The 21,158-nt window shown below is 65.9% G+C and carries 27 protein-coding genes and 1 tRNA gene; 13 read left to right on the forward strand and 15 right to left on the reverse strand.

The features are described from left to right. Nucleotides 1-49 precede the first annotated feature (49 nt). Nucleotides 50-1,138 (reverse strand): D-alanyl-D-alanine carboxypeptidase family protein, encoded by a 1,089-nt coding sequence (locus Q9G87_RS36885; protein WP_305921197.1) that lies wholly within the window; start codon nucleotides 1,136-1,138, stop codon nucleotides 50-52. A 953-nt stretch (nucleotides 1,139-2,091) separates the two neighbouring features. On the opposite strand from Q9G87_RS36885, the gene Q9G87_RS36890 reads away from it, so the two are divergent. Further along, nucleotides 2,092-2,164 (forward strand) — tRNA-Arg (locus tag Q9G87_RS36890). A gap of 332 nt (nucleotides 2,165-2,496) precedes the next feature. On the opposite strand, the gene Q9G87_RS36895 is transcribed toward Q9G87_RS36890, so the two are convergent. Continuing rightward, a complete protein-coding gene (locus Q9G87_RS36895; RefSeq protein WP_305921198.1) occupies nucleotides 2,497-3,273 on the reverse strand; it encodes a hypothetical protein in 777 nt (258 codons plus the stop codon). Between the two features lie 450 nt (nucleotides 3,274-3,723). Here Q9G87_RS36895 and Q9G87_RS36900 point away from each other — a divergent pair, with 450 nt between their 5' ends. Genes Q9G87_RS36900 through Q9G87_RS36910 form a run of 3 tightly spaced genes read left to right on the forward strand, consistent with a single transcriptional unit; the run spans nucleotide 3,724 to nucleotide 5,525 of the window. Further along, nucleotides 3,724-3,963 (forward strand): hypothetical protein, encoded by a 240-nt coding sequence (locus tag Q9G87_RS36900; protein ID WP_305921199.1) that lies wholly within the window; start codon nucleotides 3,724-3,726, stop codon nucleotides 3,961-3,963. A gap of 21 nt (nucleotides 3,964-3,984) precedes the next feature. Further along, nucleotides 3,985-5,118, forward strand: a complete 1,134-nt coding sequence (locus Q9G87_RS36905; RefSeq protein ID WP_305921200.1) for a scabin-related ADP-ribosyltransferase — start codon at nucleotides 3,985-3,987, stop codon at nucleotides 5,116-5,118. A gap of 2 nt (nucleotides 5,119-5,120) precedes the next feature. Continuing rightward, nucleotides 5,121-5,525 (forward strand): hypothetical protein, encoded by a 405-nt coding sequence (locus tag Q9G87_RS36910; protein WP_305921201.1) that lies wholly within the window; start codon nucleotides 5,121-5,123, stop codon nucleotides 5,523-5,525. 895 nt (nucleotides 5,526-6,420) lie between these two features. Here Q9G87_RS36910 and Q9G87_RS36915 read toward each other — a convergent pair. The 8 genes from Q9G87_RS36915 to Q9G87_RS36950 all read right to left on the reverse strand — a co-directional run bounded on the left by Q9G87_RS36915 (nucleotide 6,421) and on the right by Q9G87_RS36950 (nucleotide 12,427). Then, nucleotides 6,421-7,785 (reverse strand): tyrosine-type recombinase/integrase, encoded by a 1,365-nt coding sequence (locus tag Q9G87_RS36915; protein ID WP_305921202.1) that lies wholly within the window; start codon nucleotides 7,783-7,785, stop codon nucleotides 6,421-6,423. Next, nucleotides 7,782-7,973, reverse strand: coding sequence for a helix-turn-helix transcriptional regulator (locus Q9G87_RS36920; protein ID WP_305921203.1), 192 nt, complete (start codon nucleotides 7,971-7,973; stop codon nucleotides 7,782-7,784). The genes Q9G87_RS36915 and Q9G87_RS36920 overlap by 4 nt, the downstream gene beginning before the upstream one ends. Continuing rightward, nucleotides 7,970-9,352 (reverse strand): replication initiator, encoded by a 1,383-nt coding sequence (locus tag Q9G87_RS36925; protein ID WP_305921204.1) that lies wholly within the window; start codon nucleotides 9,350-9,352, stop codon nucleotides 7,970-7,972. Before Q9G87_RS36925 ends, Q9G87_RS36920 begins: the two co-directional genes overlap by 4 nt. Before the next feature lie 216 nt (nucleotides 9,353-9,568). Continuing rightward, entirely contained in the window at nucleotides 9,569-9,730 is a 162-nt protein-coding gene (locus Q9G87_RS36930) for a hypothetical protein (protein WP_305921205.1), read from the reverse strand. Nucleotides 9,731-9,748: 18 nt separating this feature from the next. Continuing rightward, complete coding sequence (locus tag Q9G87_RS36935) at nucleotides 9,749-10,090, reverse strand: hypothetical protein (RefSeq protein ID WP_305921206.1); 342 nt, start codon at nucleotides 10,088-10,090, stop codon at nucleotides 9,749-9,751. A 20-nt stretch (nucleotides 10,091-10,110) separates the two neighbouring features. Further along, on the reverse strand, nucleotides 10,111-10,773 hold the full coding sequence (locus Q9G87_RS36940; RefSeq protein ID WP_305921207.1) for a DUF2637 domain-containing protein: 663 nt from the start codon (nucleotides 10,771-10,773) through the stop codon (nucleotides 10,111-10,113). Nucleotides 10,774-10,785: 12 nt separating this feature from the next. Beyond that, nucleotides 10,786-12,105 (reverse strand): FtsK/SpoIIIE domain-containing protein, encoded by a 1,320-nt coding sequence (locus Q9G87_RS36945; RefSeq protein ID WP_305921208.1) that lies wholly within the window; start codon nucleotides 12,103-12,105, stop codon nucleotides 10,786-10,788. After that, nucleotides 12,098-12,427, reverse strand: a complete 330-nt coding sequence (locus Q9G87_RS36950) for an SCO3933 family regulatory protein (protein WP_305921209.1) — start codon at nucleotides 12,425-12,427, stop codon at nucleotides 12,098-12,100. Before Q9G87_RS36950 ends, Q9G87_RS36945 begins: the two co-directional genes overlap by 8 nt. A 107-nt stretch (nucleotides 12,428-12,534) precedes the next feature. Here Q9G87_RS36950 and Q9G87_RS36955 point away from each other — a divergent pair, with 107 nt between their 5' ends. Next, the gene (locus Q9G87_RS36955; RefSeq protein WP_305921210.1) at nucleotides 12,535-12,891 is read left to right on the forward strand and encodes a GntR family transcriptional regulator; all 357 of its coding nucleotides are present in this window, start codon (nucleotides 12,535-12,537) and stop codon (nucleotides 12,889-12,891) included. A 157-nt stretch (nucleotides 12,892-13,048) separates the two neighbouring features. Here the strand turns inward: Q9G87_RS36955 and Q9G87_RS36960 are convergent, their stop codons facing one another. Continuing rightward, nucleotides 13,049-13,255, reverse strand: coding sequence for a hypothetical protein (locus tag Q9G87_RS36960; RefSeq protein ID WP_305921211.1), 207 nt, complete (start codon nucleotides 13,253-13,255; stop codon nucleotides 13,049-13,051). 151 nt (nucleotides 13,256-13,406) lie between these two features. Here Q9G87_RS36960 and Q9G87_RS36965 point away from each other — a divergent pair, with 151 nt between their 5' ends. The 4 genes from Q9G87_RS36965 (at nucleotide 13,407) to Q9G87_RS36985 (ending at nucleotide 16,392) form a co-directional block, all read left to right on the forward strand. After that, nucleotides 13,407-14,147, forward strand: coding sequence for an XRE family transcriptional regulator (locus tag Q9G87_RS36965; RefSeq protein ID WP_305921212.1), 741 nt, complete (start codon nucleotides 13,407-13,409; stop codon nucleotides 14,145-14,147). Nucleotides 14,148-14,150: 3 nt separating this feature from the next. Next, nucleotides 14,151-14,627, forward strand: a complete 477-nt coding sequence (locus Q9G87_RS36970) for an NUDIX hydrolase (protein ID WP_305921213.1) — start codon at nucleotides 14,151-14,153, stop codon at nucleotides 14,625-14,627. A 63-nt stretch (nucleotides 14,628-14,690) separates the two neighbouring features. Then, complete coding sequence (locus tag Q9G87_RS36975) at nucleotides 14,691-15,149, forward strand: hypothetical protein (RefSeq protein ID WP_305921214.1); 459 nt, start codon at nucleotides 14,691-14,693, stop codon at nucleotides 15,147-15,149. 379 nt (nucleotides 15,150-15,528) lie between these two features. Next, nucleotides 15,529-16,392, forward strand: a complete 864-nt coding sequence (locus tag Q9G87_RS36985) for a hypothetical protein (protein WP_305921215.1) — start codon at nucleotides 15,529-15,531, stop codon at nucleotides 16,390-16,392. Nucleotides 16,393-16,399: 7 nt separating this feature from the next. Here Q9G87_RS36985 and Q9G87_RS36990 read toward each other — a convergent pair whose 3' ends face one another. The 3 genes from Q9G87_RS36990 to Q9G87_RS37000 form a co-directional block, all read right to left on the reverse strand. Beyond that, nucleotides 16,400-16,945, reverse strand: coding sequence for an HD domain-containing protein (locus tag Q9G87_RS36990; protein ID WP_305921216.1), 546 nt, complete (start codon nucleotides 16,943-16,945; stop codon nucleotides 16,400-16,402). 67 nt (nucleotides 16,946-17,012) lie between these two features. Continuing rightward, entirely contained in the window at nucleotides 17,013-17,474 is a 462-nt protein-coding gene (locus Q9G87_RS36995) for a GntR family transcriptional regulator (protein ID WP_305921217.1), read from the reverse strand. A 4-nt stretch (nucleotides 17,475-17,478) separates the two neighbouring features. Beyond that, nucleotides 17,479-17,832: a hypothetical protein gene (locus tag Q9G87_RS37000; protein WP_305921218.1), complete on the reverse strand. Its 354-nt coding sequence runs from the start codon at nucleotides 17,830-17,832 to the stop codon at nucleotides 17,479-17,481. Between the two features lie 157 nt (nucleotides 17,833-17,989). Between Q9G87_RS37000 and Q9G87_RS37005 the strand changes: the two genes are divergently transcribed. Further along, nucleotides 17,990-18,124 (forward strand): helix-turn-helix domain-containing protein, encoded by a 135-nt coding sequence (locus Q9G87_RS37005; protein WP_305921219.1) that lies wholly within the window; start codon nucleotides 17,990-17,992, stop codon nucleotides 18,122-18,124. Between the two features lie 606 nt (nucleotides 18,125-18,730). Here Q9G87_RS37005 and Q9G87_RS37010 read toward each other — a convergent pair. Beyond that, nucleotides 18,731-19,219, reverse strand: coding sequence for a DUF6326 family protein (locus Q9G87_RS37010; protein ID WP_138720462.1), 489 nt, complete (start codon nucleotides 19,217-19,219; stop codon nucleotides 18,731-18,733). A 379-nt stretch (nucleotides 19,220-19,598) separates the two neighbouring features. Here Q9G87_RS37010 and Q9G87_RS37015 point away from each other — a divergent pair, with 379 nt between their 5' ends. From Q9G87_RS37015 to Q9G87_RS37025, 3 genes are all read left to right on the forward strand, one after another. Beyond that, entirely contained in the window at nucleotides 19,599-20,273 is a 675-nt protein-coding gene (locus tag Q9G87_RS37015; protein ID WP_305921220.1) for a TetR/AcrR family transcriptional regulator C-terminal domain-containing protein, read from the forward strand. Between the two features lie 86 nt (nucleotides 20,274-20,359). Next, entirely contained in the window at nucleotides 20,360-20,776 is a 417-nt protein-coding gene (locus Q9G87_RS37020; protein ID WP_305921221.1) for a transposase, read from the forward strand. 61 nt (nucleotides 20,777-20,837) lie between these two features. Then, entirely contained in the window at nucleotides 20,838-21,092 is a 255-nt protein-coding gene (locus tag Q9G87_RS37025) for a DUF2399 domain-containing protein (protein WP_305921222.1), read from the forward strand. Nucleotides 21,093-21,158: the final 66 nt, after the last annotated feature.

Here is a 21,158-nt window from a genome sequence, read left to right on the forward strand (position 1 = left end):
ATCGAAGAGCTCGAGGACGCCAGAGAGACGGAGCTACCAGCGATGACTGCTAGAGCAGCGAATCCATCTTGGGGTCATACTCCCAATGCCACGGCTCGAACGGGCTGCTGTAGGCCCACGACGGATGGAACCACCCATACTTCTTGGAGTTCCGCTCCATCCACACGAACTCGCTGGAGCCCGATCTCTCCACCCCACCACACAGGTCCACAGCCAGCCCCAGCCCGTGGTTACTCCGCCCCGGCACGGCGGCGAACCCCGGCCGCCGATAGTAAATGGACTGCTGCGCAGCCAGGCTCCGATAGGCGTCGGTAACGCAAATGGGCTTCCCGAACCGCTTGCGATAGGCCTCGTTCAAGCTGACGAACGCGATGGTGGCGTCAGCCCGCAGGCTGAACCCCTTCTGCTGCAACGGACAGAGCATGCCCTTGGGGATGAGCCCGTTGGGAAAGTCCCCAGCCGTCGCCGCCCGCAACGGATCGCACCCCAGCGCCGCCCGCCCCACTTTGTCGATCTTGATACCCAGCTTCACCAAGGCCGCGGTCAACGACTTCACGATCTTGTCCGACCGCTGCCGCAACGTATCGACCTCGGCCGCCAACTGGGCCTCCGCCAGCAGGTTGCCGGCCCGGAGTTCCTGAGCCTCGGCCGCCAGCCGCTCGGTCTCCTTGTAGAGCGCACTGGTCTGCTCAACAGCCTGCTGCCGCACGGCGACCATCTGGGTGGCATCGGACAAGGCCCGCAGGGTCCCCTCATCCGCCCCCTCGGCCATGAACGGCAGGACCCCTCCTGCCGCGATCGGCTGCTCGTACAACAACTCGACCATCTGCGACACGGGCTGCCGCATCACCGTGAGCCGTCGCTCCAACTCCTGCAGCGCGGTCAGCTTGGTCTTGAGCTCCTTCTCGGAGGCCGCGATCGTGCTCCGCCGGTTCTCCAGAGCCTTGGTGGCCTCTTCGAGCTCCTTGGCCGACCGCTCAGCCTCTTTCCTGAGCTCTCTAAGGTCGTTCGGATCCCGCAGTTCCTGAGCACGTGCCTGCCGATCGGCCGAGCCCCGAACCTGAGCTTGAGCCTGACCCGCCGCAGCAGGCACCAAAAGAGAAGCCACCACCGCCATGACGACCGCGATCAGACCCACTGATCGAGGGGCTGGCACGTTCGACTCCTCCGTATGCAAACTCGTTACCTGGGTCAGGCACGCACGTTACTACAGCCCCCAGAGTGTCCGGACCGAACTCCGGGGAGCTGTTATGAGACAAAAAGCCCACTTTCCACAACCACCCCCCACAACCAGCCATAACGCCACCCCAGCCCATCACCTGGAGCCCTCGCTTCCGGACCGGCGCAACCACCCACCCGCCCCCAAGAATGGCCCCCTCATCCCTGCACCCGGCGGACCGTGCGCCGTACCAAGCGTGCACCTTCCCACCGCCATCCCCCCGGGACCCACAGCAGCCGACCAAGAGGGCTAACCCAGCAACCTCAAAGCCCGGGCATGAAACTGTCGGCAAACCCCAGAGTGCCTACTTGCTCCTCCGCCCGGCACAGCTCCCACAACCAGGTGTCCACCCACGCCGCCGGACACCCATCCCAGGGCTGCACAGGAGCAGGCGTATAGGGCTCTTCGCCAGCAGGCGGCGGACCAGGATCGGCCGCGACATCCTCGACCCCACCCCGAGGCTCCTTCGCCACCACCCTCACCGGCGCCGGCACAACAGCTTCGTACACACGATCAGGACCAGCCGGCGCAGGCACGAGCCTCGGCCCAAACGCCAGCCCCCTCCCACCGCCGCCACCCGCCGTGCCAGCGGACACGACACCATCCTCAAGCCCCCGCGCCTGGCCCACCAGCAATCCGCCGGCAAGGATCGCCGGCGCCAGCAACGCCCCGAACAACACAACGGGCCGCCGCCGCACCTGCCTGCACCGCCTCCTGGTCACAGGCAGACGGTATCCACGGTGGACGCTCACTAATCTGATCACTTGTCATGCCTTTACCGCAGCTCAGAGCACCCATAACCCACCCCGCCAAACTCTTCCCAGACCTACGTCCCACGCAGTGCCAGACTTTCGCTAGGCTTACGAGAGTCCGCCTCCGTAGCTCAGGGGATAGAGCACCGCTCTCCTAAAGCGGGTGCCGCAGGTTCGAATCCTGCCGGGGGCACTCATCTCGACCAGGCATTTTGGCCTCTGACCTGCGGTTTTCCTGCCGCAGGTCTTTTGCTTGATGGGCCCTGATGAGCAGCCGAGAGCATCCCTATGCAGCCATAGGACCATGATCCGGGGATATGGTCGGGATGATCTTGATGGTGTTTCCCCAGGTCGTAACGGCTCTGCGGCTCTACAGTCGCGTTTGTCATTCGCATCCGGAGGTGCCCTCAGGCACTCGGCCGTCTCAGGCCCCGTTGTGCGGCCCACCAATCGAGAACGCCTCAGCCTTGCCCGTCTCGCTGCCCCAGCCCCGAGCGGGTGAGGGGTTCTTCACGCCGATGGCATTCATCGCGTGGACTCTGGGGGAATGAGCATCTGGCCCACCTCGATCGCGTCCCTGACACTCTTCGCGAGGACTTCGCTTGCCGCGACTGCCTGGTAGGTCAGATGCCGCATGCCCTCAACATCGTCGGTACGCGCCAGCAGGTCCCAATACTGGTCGTTATCTCCCAACATCTCCTGTGCGAGGAGGGCAGCATCGGCTTCCTGAACGCGCCGGGCGTACTCCTCCACGATGACTACACGCTCCATAGTCGCGTTAATCGAGCGCCGCAGCGCCGCTTCCTGCGGCGCCAGGACTGCCTCGAATTCGGGTGTTGCCACCACGGCGCGGCGGGCCTCCTGCTGACGCTTGGCCAGCAGGCTCTGTGTGAGCAGCAGATGGGCGATCTCCCAGATCTCGCGAGGCAGAATGATGTCATTTGCGATGTCATCCAGCAGCTTCAACTGCTTGACGCGTGAACCATGAATCGTCCACACGGCTTTCCTGACGCGATCGAGGAGCGTCCTGGCCTTGGGCGTCAGATCGTTTACGACGACGAGTCGGTCACGTAGCTGCCACAGCTGTGGGTCGGTCCCACCACGCGCACGGAGACGGGGGATGAACCCGTCGATGATGAGGAGTTGTTCCTCCGCAGTCAGCGACGGGTCCAGCACCATGTCCACCGTGCGCCGGACGTGTTCACGCTCAGCCGCCAACTGACGGGCCGCTTGTTCTCGCCGCATCATGGCGCGATTCCATTCCCGCACGCCGAAGAACAGGCCTACGCCTACGCCGGTCACAACGAGCAGCCCAAATACGGCGGGGAGGCCGCCGGTACCGGCGACACCGCGCAGTAAGGCCAGGTACGCCCCTGCGCCCGAGATCACAAGAAGCGATGACCCGCAACCCGAACTCCCCCTGGCCATTCGGTCCCCGTTTCGGCAGAAATCACATGATCCGGATGAGGCAGGAGATGCACAATAGTGCGCAATATCTCCTTTTTGAAGGGGCTCCAATGCCTCAATCAGGTGCGCCGGCTGCGACGCAGCGGTGGCCACTCCCGAGTGCGCCGATGAGCAGGGCCTGGACAAGCAGGTCCTCACTGTAGCCGCTGCGTGTCGCGGGCTGGCGTCGCACCATCCGACACTTCAGACCAATCCCGGCGATTCGGTTGCCGCGGTAGGTGAAGCCACGTCCAATGGGCCTCACGTCTTGGTCTCAAACCTGATCGTCGCACCCAAGGAGTCAGTATGACCCGGGAGCAAGTGGAACAGGCATTACGCCGAGCCGAGCGACTCACCGATCAAGCCAGGCCCGGTCTCGACCGTGCGGTCGCACTCATGGCGCAGAACATCTGGACCGGCCCGGCTGCTCAGCGCTTCGCCGACGAACTGACCGCTCAACGCCAAGCCCTGATCGGGGCGTGCGCGGGTGCGGTAGACGAACTCCGGGCCTTGCTAGCCCGTACGCCGGCCGACAGCCCCGGCTAAGCCATGGGCCAGTTGGAGGGCATGGTCCCCGAGGGAGTCCGCAGCCTGAAAGACGCACTGCGCCAGGCTGAATCATCGCTGGACTCCATCGGCGAGGAATTATGGAACATACTGCGCGGAGCGTGGCTGTTGCCCACCTCGGCCGACACCATCCGCCGCGTAGCGGCCTGGGCTGGAACCCAGGGCCCTGAGATCAACAAGCGGCTGGTGCTGCTGGAGCGCATGGAGCTGGAGAAGCCGGAGCTCTTCGGCGCAGGCAAGCCACCGATCTCCGTCGACGACGCTTACTTCGCCCCCGGAGCGGTCCTGCCCACGACAGGTGGCTTTTGGGACCGTGTCGGCCAGCAGATCCAGGCCACCTTCGACCCGAACCTGAACTCCGGCGACGGGCTGACAGAAGCCGCCAAGGGCGCGGTGGAGAGCGTGGCCGGCCTGGGGAAGATGGTGATCGACTACTCCCCCAACCGGGCAATCGTCGACTTCATGGGCTGGCAACGCAGCATGAGCGATCTGGCCCAATCCCTCATCTACGGCGTCCAGAACCCCACCGAGTTCTTCAAGGCGGCATTGGACTGGGATACGTGGACGTCCAATCCCGAGCGAGCGTTCGGCCGCCTCATCCCGGACATCGTGGCAGCCATCACCACGGCCGGATCCAGCGGCGCAGTCTCAGGCACCGCCAAGGCAATGGGAGCCCTGGGCAAGGCAGCCAAGAACGTGATAAACCCCAAGCCGACGGCCGATCTCAAACCCTACGGGCAGCGCTTCGAGCTTAAGGGGAAGGAGGCGCCACCGTTGTTCCGGGGAGACGGCCGGGCATTGGACCGAATCTTCGAGAACGGTATGACCGCACGCAACCCTGACATGAGCATCGAAGATCACCTCTCGGGTGAGAACGGTCTGATCGCCGCCTCGAAGAGCAAGACCGTGTCCAGAGGGTTCGCCATCAGGAACAAGGGATACATCTTTGAGATCGATGACCGCGGAAACGGCATGGAAGTGAAGTACGGCCCGGGCTTCAAACACCTCATAGGAGAGCAGGAGGTCGTGTTCAAACGGATCGAACCATCGCAGATCAGAGGAGCCTGGAAGCCGGGCAAGTACGGGAGCGCCGACGACGCCTGGGTCCCGAACCCTAACTACGTGCCGAGGTGAGCATGCATAATCTCGAGTTGGTCAATCTGGCCGACGAATCCCTGCTGCCATGCCAGGTGACGACACATACCGATGGGGAGAGGTACGAGCTACGGCTCAACCGGGCGAATGCCTCGCCTATCGTTATCCATTCGTCGATCGACTTCGAAGATGCCTTGAGGCTGCTGAGAACAGAGCTGGAGCAACAGAACTTGCTGCTGCTGTGTAACAGGTTCCGTCGCAATGCGTTCGTCTCCTCGATGGCACGTCAGATGAGTGACGGCCTGGGGTGCTACCTCGTCGTTGCAGGGGAGCCCGTATCGCCTGAATTGATTACCGAGAGTCTCGCGCCCGCACCTAGGAAGGATGTCGTCCTCGCCGACGAGGCGAAGAAGTTCATCGATGATTGGATTGCCAGCTTCGATTAGGCGATAGATTCTTTACATTCATGCATGCATGGGGCTCCAGCGATAGCTGATGTCTTATACATCAGGGCCGGAACTAGAACTTCGACACTACTCGTAGAGCCGATGGCAGGCTTGGTTACGAATGCGAAACTCGCGTTGAGAAGGCGGGAACAAGTCGTCGCACTTCGCGCCGATCAATGAGACTGGCCGCTTCCTTGCGTCATCTTTCGGCTCTTGGCTTCTGGTTGATATCGCCCGATCATTGGGAATCCTGGTCTTCCTGCGCGGTGGCGCGGGGATGTTCTTATGACGCTGGCGCGGCGCAGCCGAAGCCGCTGGTCGATGACGGTTCTCGGACGATATCGCCTCACGCTTCGCCACTTCAGGACTTGAGCGGGGCATCTCCGTAGGCAGCGCCCGGGATGCGGGCGTGGGCGTCGACGGTGGGGTGAGCACGACGGAACGCCCAGCAATGCTCAGGTGAGGCGCCGGTATCGAGTCAGCTTTCGCGTGAGGTGAGGCGCTGTCGGTACCCCACGTACTCGACCAAATGCCGAAGCCTACGCACGCCAGGAAGCCTGCGATAAGCGCCGGCCGGATCATGCGATCCCTGTTCCTCATGGTCGATCTCTTTGGCGGGGCTGGGGTCGAGTACGTTCGCCAGGTGAGGGAGTCCGACGCAGTGTGGGGCCGAGGCCGAAGCGGCAGGCCGTATGGTGGTCGCCGCAGCGGGCGGAACTCTTTGGATGACGGGGCAGGGTGGCCGTGGTCTTGGTGCATGCTCCTCCCTTCTCGCTGCGCGTGCATGCCAGCGTGGCGCAGCGTGTCGGCGTTTGGCGGGAACGACGCGGCATGGTGAGCACCGAGAAGTGAAACGGCCCCGGTCAGACCAGGGCCGAAGGTGGACAAGCGTGATCTATGCATCCAAGGCTTTGTTGATCTTGCCATTAATGTGCTCTTGCTGGCCGTCGATGCACTTGGCATAGACGCGCAGCAGGACATCAACACTGTGACCGGCACGCTTGGCTACCTCGGGGGCCGGGACGCCTGCGTTCAGCCAGAGCGAGACTGCCGCGTGGCGGAGGTCGTACGGCCTGGCGGCCAGCGACGAGGACACTTGCTCCGGCGTGAGCGCGAGCTTGCGGGCTTCCTGCCAGACGTAGGAGTAGGCCGAGCTGGAATAGGAGCCGCCGGTGCCCGTGCGAAAGATTCTGCCGTCCTTGGCGGTGCCGTACTCGGCGATGTGCTCGCGGAGCATGGCGACCAGGACGGGCGGGATCGGGATCTCTCGGGTCTCCTTGTCCGCACGGTGCTTCAGGCAGCGCGACTCGTGAGTCTCGCCGGAGTTGGTCCAGCGCTTCGTTCCCTGAGGCCGGGCCTTCTCCAGGACGATCAGGCCCCAACCCGACTCGGGCAACGTGCAGTTCCTCAGCCGCAGATCGGCCGCCTCCTCCGGTCGAAGGGCGGCGTAGTAGATGCAGGCGAACAGCGCCTTGAGCCGAACACCGCGCCTGCGGCCAATCTTGGGGACCGCGTCGAGGAGCTGCCGGGCCTGCGCCGGGTTGACTACCGTGCGAGGGTCGATGACCGTAGCTGCCTTTGGCGCCGTCCATTTGATCTCGTCCAGCGGGTTGCTGCTGAACGCTTTCTGCTCTACCGCGTGCTCCAGCAGGTGATGCAGGATGGAACGCTTACGCCGCACCGTGTTCGCCCCCGCTGGAGTCCCGGCGAAGGTGATGGAGATGGCGTCGAGGGCCGTACGAAGCACGTGCGCCTCCCCCAAGGCCGACAGCGGCAGAGACGCCCTCTCCAGCCAGCTCAACGCCGCAGCTTGAGCCGTAGTCAGCTCGGCCCGCCTGCTCTCCGGCAGGAGAACGTGAAGCTTGAGGACCTCGCGTAGTTCCTCATCGGCCGGACGGCGCGGTACGTCGGCCACCAGAGCAGGGATCAGCGTCAACAGCGCGTACGCGTCCGTCTCGCGGGTCCGGGCCGCTGAGGTGTTCCAGCGCCGGAGCACGTAGGCCTGAGCGAACTCCAGGAACGACGGCCCGGAAGCCGCAGGCGCGAGCATCGATACCGGCAGGCCGGTGGCGACGTCGAACTCCTCCCCCGCCTTGGTCGCCTGGCGCAGGTCGGCCATGAAGGCGTTGGCCAGGCCCTTGGTCCGGAAAGTCTTGGACCTGTCCTTGCCTGCCACTCGCCAGCGCGCGATGTAGGCGGGCGTGCCGCGGTTGGAGCGCTGTTGGACCTGGCCAATCTGGACGTAGTAGGTGGTGTTCACGCCGCCTCGCGCCGGGAGTCGAGCCAGGCCATGAGGTCGCTCCGCCAGACGCGGAGTTCGAGATTAGGCAGTTGAATGCAGACCGGGCCGCGGCCGAGCTCGCGCCAGCGGTAGAAGGTGCGGCGAGATACCCCGCCCAGCTCGGCGAGCACCTGAGCGACGGTCAGCAGCTCGTCACAGCGACTCATCGGGCATCACCCGCCATGTCCGGGAGGCGGGTTCCCGCTATTGCTGCGGCGAGGACCTGGTCTCCGAGGCTGTAGCCCTTGCCTGCGTAGGTCCATTCGCTGATCACGAGGACGGTGTCCTCCTCGAAGAGGGGCAGGCGGCCTGTGGTGATCTCGTGGTCGCGGGCGTGCTGTTCGCGGGCGGCGCGGAGTTCGCCGAGGGTGGTGGAGTAGTGGCGGGATCGGGTGGAGAAGTGGCCGCGGAAGCCGAGCATGTGGGCCCAATTGGCAAGGCGGAGTTCGGCCAGGTCCTCGATGGCGGCGAGGCGCAGGCACTCGGCGATCAGGCGTTTGGCGTGCTCACGAAGGTTGAAGGCGTCGAGGTTGTCGAGGGGGTTGATGCGGCGGTCGAGGGTGCCGACGCATTCGGCCGCTTTCGTGGCGTACTTGGCCACGTATCCCGCGACGGCTTGTTCGGTGAGGTCGCCGTCCAAGGTGATGGGGCGGATGTCGAGCTGTTGGCCCCACTTGAACAGGCGGGCGGGTTGGTCGTCGATGGCGGGCACAAGGGCGCTGACTACCTGAGCGGCGTGCCGTACGGCTTGCGTCAGGACATCAGCGGTGGCCCAGGGCGGTGGCGGCGCGGCAGGACCGCCGGGACCGTCGAGGCGGATGACGGCGTGGAAGTGGACGACGCCGCGGCGCTGGTATTCGGCGACCTTGGCGAAGGAGACGGTGAGGTGTTCGCGGAGGTCCTTGAGGGTCAGGCCGCCGAGCTTGGCCAGGCGGCGGCGCAGGCAGTCGGCGAAGCGCTTCCACAGCAGTGGCGCCAGGGCGTTGAACAAGACTGACCCGGTGTAGTCGTAGCAGTCCGGGCACAGCGGTTCGCCGAGCTGGGGATCGTCGGGGCGGTGCTTGGCCGTGCAGGACATGACGCGGCCGTGTGGGCAGGTTTCGGCGTCGCGGCGGGCGTGGCAGGGCAGGACCTTGCCGTTTTGCTCGCGTCGGGTGTGGACCGTTCCAAAACTCGGTGCAGTGAGGGTGACGAACAGCGTGGGATGGCCGGTGACGCTCTCGGGCACGCCCTTGCCACCGATCAGGCCCGCGCGGATGAGGTGGTAGGTGTCGGCGCGGTAGACCTCGGCGCAGGCCGGGCAGCGGGAGGCGCGGCGGGTCTTGCAGGGCAGGCGAAGGATTCCGTCAGGTTCGTGGTGGGTGGTGTAGCGGTGTAGGAGTTGGCCGGTGGCGCGGTCGTAGTGTTCGACCTTGCCGCGCAGGTGGATGGGCTGGCGGCAGCCGCCGGTGGCGCGGATCTGGGCGGCCCACCGGTCGTAGTCCGGGGCGTTCAGTCGGGCGATCAGGCCCGCAAGGGCGTGCGGGTTGCTGGTGCATGCAGGCAAGATGGAAGCCTCCTTTCACTCGTTCGGGTGAGGGGATGGCCCCCGACCTGGCGTGTGTCTTGGCGGATGTGCGGCCAGGCCGGGGGCGCTGCGCGTTATGCGCCGTGGTTGTCGATGCCGGTGCCGTCGCAGTCGCGGCATTGGTTGCGGTCGTTGTCGAGGCCGGTTCCGGTGCAGGTGCAGCAGCGGTAGTGGATGATCTCGATCAAGGGCTGTTCACCTCCTTGGGCGCGGTGTCGTGGTGAGGTAAATGCGCCAGTGGGATGGCCTGGAGCGGTCGGGATAGAGCCGTGAGGCACCGGTGACGGTGAAGTTCAGGCGCAGCCGGAACAGAGCGTCGATGACTTCGGCGCGGGTGCCGTCGAGGCGGATGCGCATGGTCGTTTCTCCTGGTGGTCAGGTGGCGGGTGCCGGGTCGGGCTCGATGCAGCCGGTGTAGCTCTGTTCGGCGGCGTGGCGGGCGCGGGCAGCGGTCAGTACGGCCACGGCCCGGTACTCCACCGGCCCGAAGCAGACCGTGGTGGCGTAGTGCCCGTACGGGGAGTCCTCGAAGTCGATGCGGGAGCCGACGTGCGCGGCGATCTGATCGATCTCGGCGCGCATGTCGGCGTCGCTGTCGTACTCGGGGAAGTGATGGACGACGGCATGAGAGGAGACGGGCACCTCGGGGTGAGCCTCCAGGAAGGCGGCCAGGTCGAGCAGGCCATTGATGAGGTCAGTGCGGCGGTTGCAGGTCATGGGGTGATCTCCCTTCTGTGTTAGGCGGTGCGCACTGTGCGGAGTAGGTCCGAGGCGAGTTGGTTGGACACGCCCAGGTGGGCGCGCAGGGCGTCGCGGGTGATGGGCTTGCCGTGCTTGGCCTGGTGTTCATCGGCGACACGACGGGCGTAGTCGACGAGTGCCGGCGCAGGACGGTCCTCCTGTTCGTCCTGGCGGTCGTCCTCGTCCTGCTCGTCGGTGGGGACGAGTTCCGGGACGGCGGACGGGGTCAGGACGGGTGAGGACGAGACTTCCGGGATCTCCGTTGCCTCGGGGCGGGCGTGAGAGGCGCGGCGTTCGAGCATCGAGACGGCGAGCAGGAAGGCGCCCGCCGGGGTGGCGGCGGTGATCCAGCCCCAGACGGTTGGGGCGGCTTGGGCGAGGTTGGCGGCCAGCGACAGGACGATTCCGCCGACCAGGACCAGGACGGGCCACGAGACGAGGCCGCGCGGTGCTCTGCCGGTTTTCTTGTCGCGTTGGCGTTCGCGGGCGGCCATGACGCAGGTCAGGTCGATGCAGACGGCGATGGCCCAGGACATCCAGCCGGTCTGGCCGTGCTCGGCGGCGGTGTCGCGGATGTGGGTGAACGATCCGGCACCGGCGATGATGACCAGGACGAGAACCGGGCCGGTGTCGAGCAGCCAGCAGGCCAAGCGTCGCATCGTCCTCTCCCTTCAGGCGTTGATGGACTCGGGTAGGTGGCTGGTGATCTCGTCCCAGGCCGGGGCGAGGTCGGCGTAGGCACGGGCAGCGTGTTCGGCGGCCTGCTCGGTGACGTAGAAGGAGCGGGCGCGGTACCACTGGCCGTCCTGGCCGGCGACGATGGCGACGCCGGGTGTCTCGGCAGGGATGGCGCGAGCGGAGACCAGGGCGGCCGGGTCGAGGTCGCCGAGGGTCATGGTGGCGGTCTCCGGGTCGTTGACCCGGTGACAGATCCGGCCCGAGCACTGAGCCCGGAGCGCGGTGACCCCGGGGCCGAGGTCGGAGCCGATCCTTTGGCCGCAGCAGAACAGGTAGATGCCGAACGCCCGCCCGAGCTGCGCCACCCGTAGCAGCGCGGTCGAGGTCTTGGCGATCTCGTCCTTCTCGCTCTTGTCGGCCATCAGGTAAAGCTCGGCCAGCTCATCGACCAGGACGACGATCGGGGTAGGGCGGATGCCGGGCGGGAGTTGCCAGATGTTTCGGGCACCTGCCTGGCGGCACAGCCCCATCCGATCGACCATCAGGCCGACGAGGTCATCCAGCAGGGTGACCGTCTCGGCGCGTGAGGTGGCCAGCGCGGAAAGGCGCGGGCCATAGGGCGTGAACTCGACCCCGCCCTTGAGGTCGAAGCCGACCAAGGCGACGGGTTGCGGAGACAGCCCGATGATCAGGGCGTTGGCGAGGTTCGACTTGCCGGACTGGGTCGCGCCCGCGTTCAGCCAATGCGGCACTGTGCGGAAGTCGATGGTCCACGGCTTGCCGTTCTCCAGCCGTCCCACGGTGACCTTGAGCAGGTCCGTGGAGGCGGGCAGGTGATCGACCTTGACTAGCGGGTCTCGCATGGTGGCCATCAGCACCACGCGCCCGGGCCGGGGTGAGGAGGCGCGGATGGCGTGCACGCCCCAGGAGTGGGCCAGGCGTTCGGCGGCGTCGGCGTAGTCGCCTGGTGTCTGGCCTTCCAGGGTGTGCAGGGTGACGCGCCAGCCGTGCCGGGTGGGCATCGGTAGCCACATGAACGGCTTGGTGTCCACCGCGATGCGCTGGAAGCGGCGCTTGACCTTCACGACGCCGGTGGAGGCGACCATGCCCGGCACGGTGGTGAACCAGAAGCGTTGCCGCTTCTTGGTCAGCCCGCAGCCGAGGGCGACTCGTCGCCAGGACGCGAGTACGGACAGGGCGGTGATCGGGTAACCGACCACCAGCCAGAACGATTGATGGTGCCAGCGGCGCCAGGCCCACAGCCCGGCCGCGACAGCGGCCAGAACTGTGAGCAGGACGGGCGCGTCACGCATCGGCGCTCTCCCGCACCGGGAGGAGGGCCGAGGCGCGGTAGCTGATGCCCCACCGGCCGGCGATCTCCCAGACGTAGCCGAGTAGGCCGACCGGGTTGACCTGATCGCCGACGCTGATGGGCGGTTCTCCGGTGGTGGCGATCTTGACGAGTTCGATCCGGCCGAACTCGTCCTCTACCGAGACAGTGATCTCGAAGACGGTGTTGCCGTTCTTGTCGGTCTTGATCTCGCCGGTGTCGCGGTTGAGCACCCGCGGACGCGGGGCCTTGACGCAGGTGATGGCGAGCTTGCTGGCATCCACAGGGATGGGAACGGAACGCATGCTGTGACCTCCTTATTCATCCTAGCCAACATAGTTAACCTAGTTGGCTCAGTTGTCAACGTCCTCTCGGTTGGCTTGGTTGAGGTTTCGTGGTGTGATGGATCGCGATGGTCGAGAAAACCGGGCGACCCGGCTACCTCCAGATCGCCGACGATCTCCGAGCGCAGATCCGCGGCGGTTCTCTGGCGCCCGGCACTCCCCTGCCGTCCACCGCCCAACTCGCCGAGCAGTACGACGCTTCGCTGTCGGTGGTGAAGATGGCCGTCGGCATCCTGCGGAACGAGGGCCTGGTGATCGGCCAGCAGGGCAAGGGAGTGTTCGTCCGCGACACCGACGCCGCACCCGCCGGCGACCTGGCGAGCGAGGTGACCGAACTGCGCTCCGCCGTTCGCGACCTTTCGGAACGCCTTTCACGTGTCGAGGAGCAGTTGGCTACGTCCACGACACGCCGGCCCCGGGCGTAGCAGCCGGTAACCTTCCGCGCCAGCGACGCCGACGCTCCATTCGGGCGCTGACGCAGGTTCAGGGCCTTGTCCTCGCGGCGGATCCCGACCAGGACCATGATGTAGCCCGCCAGCAGCGTGACGCCGAGAACTCCGGCGATGATCAGCGGGATCGTGGTCATGACCAGATCACCCCCGCCGCGGCCAGGCCGCGAGGAGCGCGCGGGGGGCGGCGGGTCTCACCGCGCCGCCCGCCGCCTTTGCGCTTGGCCGCCTGCTTCCTGAGCCAGCGGTCCCGGGCCCGGCACTTGCGGCAGAGTTCCCGCCCCTCGTCGAGCAGTGCCCCACACGCGCAGGTGGGCTCGGGGTAGATGTCGTGATTCATGGTGATCACCTCTCCTTTCGGTCGTTCCGGTGCTGCCTGGCGACACCAAGATTGCGACGGAGAGTTAGGACGAGATCACTACACGACGGGACATGTTCAAGACGTCCGGCCTACGATGTCCAGGTCCCCGGACGTCCCCGGAGCAGGTGATATGGCGAACGAACGGCTACGCGCCGCCCTCCTACAGAAGGGCGTGAGCATCACCGACCTGGCCAACGCGATCCAGGTTGACCCCAAGACGGTCGAACGGTGGATCACCAAAGGCCGGGAGCCGTACCGAAAGCACCGCTTTGCAGTGGCTTCCTACCTCGGCACCGAGGAGACCTACCTCTGGCCAGGGGCGCTGACCCGCGAACAAGTCGCCTCAGCGTCAGAGTCCGAGATCGTCAGCGTCTACCCACACCGCTGGGCCGTCCCCAGGGACATATGGGGACGCCTGTTCGCCAGCGCGTCCGAGGAGATCGGTGTGCTGGTCTACAGCGGGTTGTTCCTCGCCGATGACACCGGCATGGTCCGCATGTTCGGCGAGAAGGCCGACGCCGGAGTACGGGTGCGCATCCTGCTCGGCGACCCGGACTGCGCCGAGGTGGCCCAGCGCGGCAAGGACGAGGGCATTGACGACGGCATGGCCGCCAAGATCCGCAGCGTCCTCGTCCTATACCAGTCCCTACGCGAGCGGGAGAACGTCGAATTCCGGCTGCATGCCACGGTGCTGTACAACTCGATCTACCGCGCCGACGACCAATTCCTCGTCAACACCCACGTGTACGGCGTACCCGCCGGCAACGCGCCGGTGCTGCACCTGCGTAAGGTCATCGGCGGAGACATGGTCGCCACCTACGCCGAGAGCTTCGAACGCGTCTGGGACAGCGCCCGACCAGTAGGGTCCTGAGCCATGGCCAAGCGGATCGACTACTACGACGACCCCGACGCCCCAGCACCCAACAGCCTGGTCCCGTCCGTGAACGTCATCGTCACCAACGCCGCGGACGACATCTTGATGATCCGCCGCACCGACAACGGCAACTGGGCCGTCCCCGGTGGCGCGATTGACCTTGGCGAGTCGATCCCGGCGGCAGCCGTACGGGAAACCGAGGAAGAGACCGGCATCCTCTGCGAGATCACCGGCATGGTCGGCACGTACAGCGACCCCAAGCACGTCATCCTCTACACGTCGAACGGCGAGGCCCGCCAAGAGTTCTCTCTGGTCCTCACCGCCCGACCCGTCAGCGGCGAGCCGAGGCCGAGCAGCGAATCTCGCGAAGTCCTCTGGGTCCCCCGTGATCGGGTCGCCGAGCTGCAGATGGACAGGTCGATGCGGATGCGGATCGACCACTTCCTAGCCGGGACCGGCCTGCCGTACATCGGCTGATCTCCACGCTGCGGAACGGTGGTGCCGACCGCGGCTAACAAGCAGAAGTGGGGGCTGTAGCCAGTGGGTGACAACATCACCGAGGCGCTGATGTGGGACGGCGTGCGATGCATGATCAGCGTCTTCGTGGTCCACACCGGTGAGACGGCGCCCGCACTGGATTTCCATGCAGGCCAGGTCGTGCCCCGGCAGGTAAGGGTCTACCAACTCGAGGACGAGGATGACCGTTTGCCAGGGAGGCGGGTGACCGAGTACGACCTGATCTTCGATGAGGTTCCTGGTGAACTGGCCGGGTATCTGAACGTCTGCCTGCGGCGGGCCTGCGAGGCAGGCCCGGTGGCTTGGTTGGGCTTCGAAGGCTCCTTCCACTTCGACCACTTGCTGACCCCGGAGATAGTGGCGCAGATTTACGGGGTCTGCACCGCGGGCGCACCCGTGGAGCTGGCACTGGAGGAAGAGGAACGAACCCGCCCACGATGGCGGGAGGTGCTCCGGCGCCACGCGGACGCGCTCGCCTCCTGACTCTTGACTGGGCGGGCCCCCTGGTGGGCGTCGCCCTGCCGCGCCGACCGTCGTCACGAAACCCGGTCGCCGACCAACGACCACCGTGGGACGCCAGGCCGCATCACCTGCGAGATCATCGGCCTCGTCGGGACCTACAGCGACCCCCGCCACGTCATTCTCTACACCAGCAACGGCGAGGCCCGCCAAGGTTCTCCATCGTCCTCACCGTCCGAGCCATCAGCGGCGAGCCGACCCCAGCGACGAATCCCGCGAAGTCCGGTGGGCGCCACGTGACAAGGTTCTGTCGTTGCCTATGGATCGGTCGATGCGCATGCGGATAAAGCACTATTTGAGCGGTTCGACTGTGCCCTGCGCCGGTTGATGTCATCGTTGGCTCATGGGGAAGGATCTTGTCCGGGGCGCTGGTGTGGGGCTGGTGGTAGGCCTCGGACTTGGGTATCCGGTGTCGCGGCTATACAAGGAGGACATAGAGGCGTACACCGTCCTGCCCGGGGTGCTTGTGGGAGTACTGCTGGCCATCCCCGCCGGTGTGCTGCTCTCCGTGGCGCTGAGGATCGTGCATCCGATCCGTAGCGCGTTGCTCGCGCCCTTGTTGTTGCTGGTGTTGAACAACGCGGTGGATCTGACGGTGCCGAGTCCCCGTCCCCATCTGGCCTGGTTCGGATTCACCGTGCTGGCCGTGGTGAGTTATGCGAGCGCCGCCGGAGTGTTGAGTACGGCGTCGCCGTTGCCCCGGCTCATCGCGGCTGTGGTCGTGTGCACATGCGTGATCATGACGGCGACGATCGAGCAGAGACGGATGGAGGCCAGGAACCAGCAGCACCGTAGGGACTTGATCGCCTCCTACAACGAATCTCTTCCGCTGGCAGTGCCTGACGAGGTCCCTGGACGCACACTGGTCGGTGTGTGGACCATCGCCGACGACGTCTTGGCGCTCGACTACGCCAAGGACCGGCAGAGCGAGCCCGATGTCATGGTCCGTATCAGCGGCAGTGGTGATCCACGCAAGGAGTGCGCGGCGTGGGAACAAGATTCTGGATCCTGCCGGCGGTTGTCGGCGGATCGATGGCTGTCCGAGACGGGGGCGAATGGCAGAAGGGTGCTGTTCGCCAAGGTGGGGCGCCTACTCGTCGAGGTGGACTCGACCGCTCTGAGTCCTGACGAGGCCCTTGCCGTGGGCACCAGGCTACGTGCGGTCAGCGCGGAGTACCTCGTCGACTTCGAGGCGCCGCAGAGATGATCGTCGGTCAGCCCTCGAGAGCGGACTGGATCGAATGCACGGCGGCCATGATGCACGGGGTCGAAGCGGCGATCGAGCGGCTGACCACATGTTCGGGGCCGTAGCGGGAATGGATCTCGGCTAGCCGCTCAGTGACGTCAAGGTGCGTGCCGTCCGGGCCGGTGGTCATGTCGCAGTAGGTCAGCGCCTCGACCAACTCCGGACGTTCCTCGTCGAATTCGGACGTGAGCGCGTCGAACAGGTTGCGATTGAGGGCCTCGTTGACCGCGCAGGAGTGGTGCGCGACCAAGCGGCACAGCGTGTTATCAGCCTTGACGACATCGCGCAGATAGCGTGCTCCGTCGAGCGGATGAAACCCTGTGTCCACCAGGTCCGGGGCGTACCCGATGTCATGCAGGTACGCCGCGGCGATCAGGGTGTCGGTCTCCTCACCGAGAATCGGAGTCAACGATGCCGCCCTCTCGGCGACGCCCTGCGTGTGCGCCCAGCGCCGTGGCAGGGCCGTAGCTAGGAGATCTTTGGCCAGGTCACGCGCCCATTCAGCTTGTCCCACACTCCCCACGATAGACATGCCGGACATGGGCGGATCTAGACGACAAAGCCGGACGTCTCAAGACGTCCTACGCCGAAGGACGGACAAAGCGGCCCCGTCCGTGCTCGGCCACGACCAGACCGTCATGTTCCAGCACGGCGAGCGCCTGCCGCACCGTATTGCGCGAGGCCTCGTAACGCCGTCGTAGTTCCGCCTCGCTCGGCAGCGCACTACCGGGTTGCAGCTCGCCGCGTTCGATCCGGGCGCGCAACTCTGCGGCGATCGCCAGATAGCGGTACGGCGCACTCTGCTCGCCAATCGCGGCCACAACCCGCCCCTTGGAAGGAATGGTCGTGATCAGCCCTTCCTCTTCCAGGAGCGCCAGGCCGCGCCGTACAGTGTTGCGAGCTACACCGAACTTCGCGCACAGCTGCGCCTCAGAAGGCAGCGCACCGCCCGGCGGGAACTCCCCAATGACGATCTGCTCACGAAGGCGATCAGCGACCTGTGTGTAGACTTGCCCGCCGGTCAACCACCTGTCGGTGGCCACCGGGTCAGCCCCGGTAAGCATCGACGATCTTGCTCAGGTCGATGCCGAGTTCGCCCTGCTCGCCCTCGCGCCACCCTTCCCGCGCGGCCTGCTCGATCCGGTCCACCGCGACCGGCATCTTGAGGAACGACACCCGCGCGTCCCCCTGATCTCCCCAGTAGAACCAGCAGAACGGCAGATGCACGAACACCCGCCGCATCCTGCATCGGCTGTCGGTCACATCGAGAGCCGGCCGCCCGTCCTCGGCCACCACCAGCACCGCCGCGACCTCACGCACGGCCAGCCGCTTACCCAGCTCGGTCAGCAACCGCTGCGCGTACGCCTTCTGCTGCTCCTTGACGGTCTGACTCATCCGCATGCGCACCCTCCTGACTGCAGATACGTCCGATCTGCTGCTCGCGATCGAGGGTCGCTCCACAGCAGAGGGCCGGAACACCGCAACTCAGGGACGTCTAGGGACGTCTCGTGTTAACGTCCCAGCAAGGACGTCATCCGGAGAGGAGCAGGCCACCCCCATGAACGACAACCTGCGCCACGCGATGGCCGCCGCCCGCATCCAAGCGATAGACCTCGCCAGCGCACTCGCCGTTGACCCCAAGACTGTCCATCGCTGGCTCAAGGGCCGCATCCCCTACCCACGCCACCGCTGAGCTGTCGCCGACCTCCTTCAGGTCGAGGAAGCCGACCTCTGGCCCGAGGTCACCCAGCGGCACCGCGCTTTCAACGACGAGGTCCAGGCCATCTATCCGCACCGCTGGGCGGTTCCACGCGCCACATGGCGACACCTGTTCCAGTCAGCCACGCGCGAGATCGGCATCCTCACCTACAGCGGGCTCTTCCTCGCCGAGGACACCGGAATCATCCGCCTCTTGGTCAATCAAGCCCGCGCAGGCGTGAGGGTACGCGTCCTGCTTGGGGATCCCGATGCCCCCGCGGTGGCGACGCGCGGCATCGACGAGGCAATCGGCTCGACTGTTATGGCCGCCCGAGTCATGAATGCACTGACCCTGTACCAACCCCTCGCCGGTATCGAGCACGCTGAGAGTGCGTTAAGCGAGCTAATGCCCCTTTCGTCGTTGCGGTTGGTTGGATGAGGTCTGCTGGTCGGTCAGCCACCGTTTGGCCTACGGGCGCGGCTGGCGCGGACACCGGACCGCTCGTGAGCAGGTTCTCTGCGTATACCGCGACTGAGCTGGTCACGGTCGGCCCGGTGTCCGCGGCGGCGGGCTTCACGCCGTAGGGCTTTACACGGACACCTACTGTCGAAGGTCCTGTCGAAGGTCGGTCGTCGCGGGACCGGCTGGGACGGCGGGGGTTCGAGGCCAGGTCCAGGCGGAGCGCAGGATGAAGGCCAGGAGCAGCACCTCGATTCCGATGGAGAGGCCGTAGAAGGGGGCCCAGTTCCAGGACTCCCCTGCCGCGTTGAACACCGAGTAGGGGATGTAGAGCGATGCAACGACGAGGTTCGTGGCGCGGTTCACCCGGGCGGGCAGCGTCATGGAGAGCATCACCATCAGGGCCGGGATCGCCACGGACGCGAGCATCATGGTCAACAACGTCGGGCTGATGTCGAACTCAAAGACGACGCCGGCGCGGAGGTTGTCGATGACGCCGGGCTTGTGGAGGTGGAAGTAGTCGACGTAGATGTAGAGGAACATGAAGCTGGTCCATGCGGCGGCGAGCTTGGCCTGCACGGGGACCGGCGGGTTGTCGAGCAGGTTCGGGGTTTTCGTTCGGATGGTCATCGGTTCTTCTTTCGAGAGGAGCGGTCCCTCCGCCGGAGTGGCGGCAGGGATGTACCGAGGCCGCGCCCACCTGGACGAGCACATCGCCTCGACCGGGCAGCGGTAGCCCGGACCTCGGACGACTCGAGCGCTGAGGGCAGGCCGTAGCGGTGCTGGTCGGCGGCCCGCATCGTCGTCGCCCCGGCGGACTCGCCCCCGGCGCCAGGCGTACTCCGGCACTCGATCGCTATTCGATTCCCACAGAAGCCTCCTCACGTCCGAGCTACGACTCTCGCTGGTTCGTACATCGTACGTCGTACGCTGTACTACGAGTAGTACGCTGTACCATGACCGTGCGCTGGACGATTGTCAAGCCGCTCGAGCGAGCGAGAGGAGACCCGTGTCTGCGAGGGAACAACGCCAGGTGGCGTCAGACGCGGCGCTGAGCAAGCAACGGGTGGTGGTCGAGGCGGTCCGGCTCGCCGACCGCGAGGGGGTCGGAGGGCTGAGCATGCGCCGGCTGGCTGGCGCGCTCGGCGCGGGCGCGATGTCGCTCTACTACTACGTAGCGAGCAAGGAGGAGTTGCTGGACGCCATGATCGACGTCGTGTTCGAGGAGATCGAGCTCCCGCCCGAAGAGACCGACTGGCAGTCAGCGATGCGACGTCGGGCGGTATCCGCCCGACAGGTTCTCGCACGCCACCCGTGGGCGATCGGCCTGATGGAGTCGCGGACATCGCCGGGGCCCGCGAACCTCCGCCACCGCGAAGCGGTCACCGCCTGCCTGCGAAGGGCCGGCTTCCCGGTCTTGATGGCGACGCACGCCAACTGGTTGCTCGACAGCTATGTCTACGGTTTCGCCCTGCAGGAAGCCAGCCTGCCGTTCGACACCGCCGATGAGTTCGCGGACATGGCCGAGGACGTCTTCCTGCCCCAGCTTCCTCCTAACGAGTTCCCCTACCTCAACGAGTCCGCCGCGGTGCTCGCCGCTGCCGGCTACGACCCGGCGGAGGAGTTCACCTTCGGCCTCGACCTCGTCCTAGCCGCCCTCGAGTCACTGAGAGTGCCTACGTGAGCCTCCATCCGTGATGTCGTTATGTGATCGTGTGGATTTGTTGTGTTACCGCCAGTCTGCGGGTCCAGTTGTGCTGGGATGGCGCGGTGACTGAGCGTAAGCCGTACCCGAGCGACTTAACCGACGCGCAGTGGGTGTTGATCGAGCCGGTTCTGACGGCGTGGAAGGCCGCGCACCCCTCGGTCAGCGGCCACGAAGGCAACTATGCGCTGCGTGAGATCGTCAACGCGATCCGCTACCAGGGACGAACCGGCGTCCAATGGGACTATCTTCCCCATGACCTGCCGCCCAAGGGCGCGACGTACTACTACTTCGCCAAATGGCGCGACGACGGCACCGACAAGACGATCCACGACCTGCTGCGCTGGCACCTGCGCGAGAAGAAGAAGCGATTAGCCGACCCGAGCCTGGTCGTGCTGGACACCCAAAGCGTCCACGTCGCGGCCGGGGTTCCCGCCGAAACGACCGGCCGGGACGTCGCCAAGAAGGTGCCGGGACGATGACGCCGCCGCGCACGGCATCCCGTTCCGGCTTACCCTCCAGCAGCAGGTCGAGTACGAGATCGTGCCGGACGTCGACTGGACCGGGCTGCGTATCCTCGCCTCTGCCCAACTGCGGCACGGCGCGATTCCCTGGCGGATGGGGGCGGCCGACTACTCCTCTGGGCTGGAGCTGGGCGAATCCGCCCCACTCACCGGCAGCCCCGCGGCCAGCCTCTGGGACCAGGCCCTCGCCGACGCCATGGGCGCCGCCGGCCGCGCGGTCCTGGAAGAACGCCTCATCCCCGCACTCATCGCCGACCTCACGCGAACCAGATGAACGACTATCTATTGCATCTATGTCCTCCCAGCTCGGAGGGCACCTCACTTCTTTTCGCGGCTCTCG

The organism is Nonomuraea turcica, assembly GCF_030718205.1.
Lineage (GTDB): Bacteria > Actinomycetota > Actinomycetes > Streptosporangiales > Streptosporangiaceae > Nonomuraea.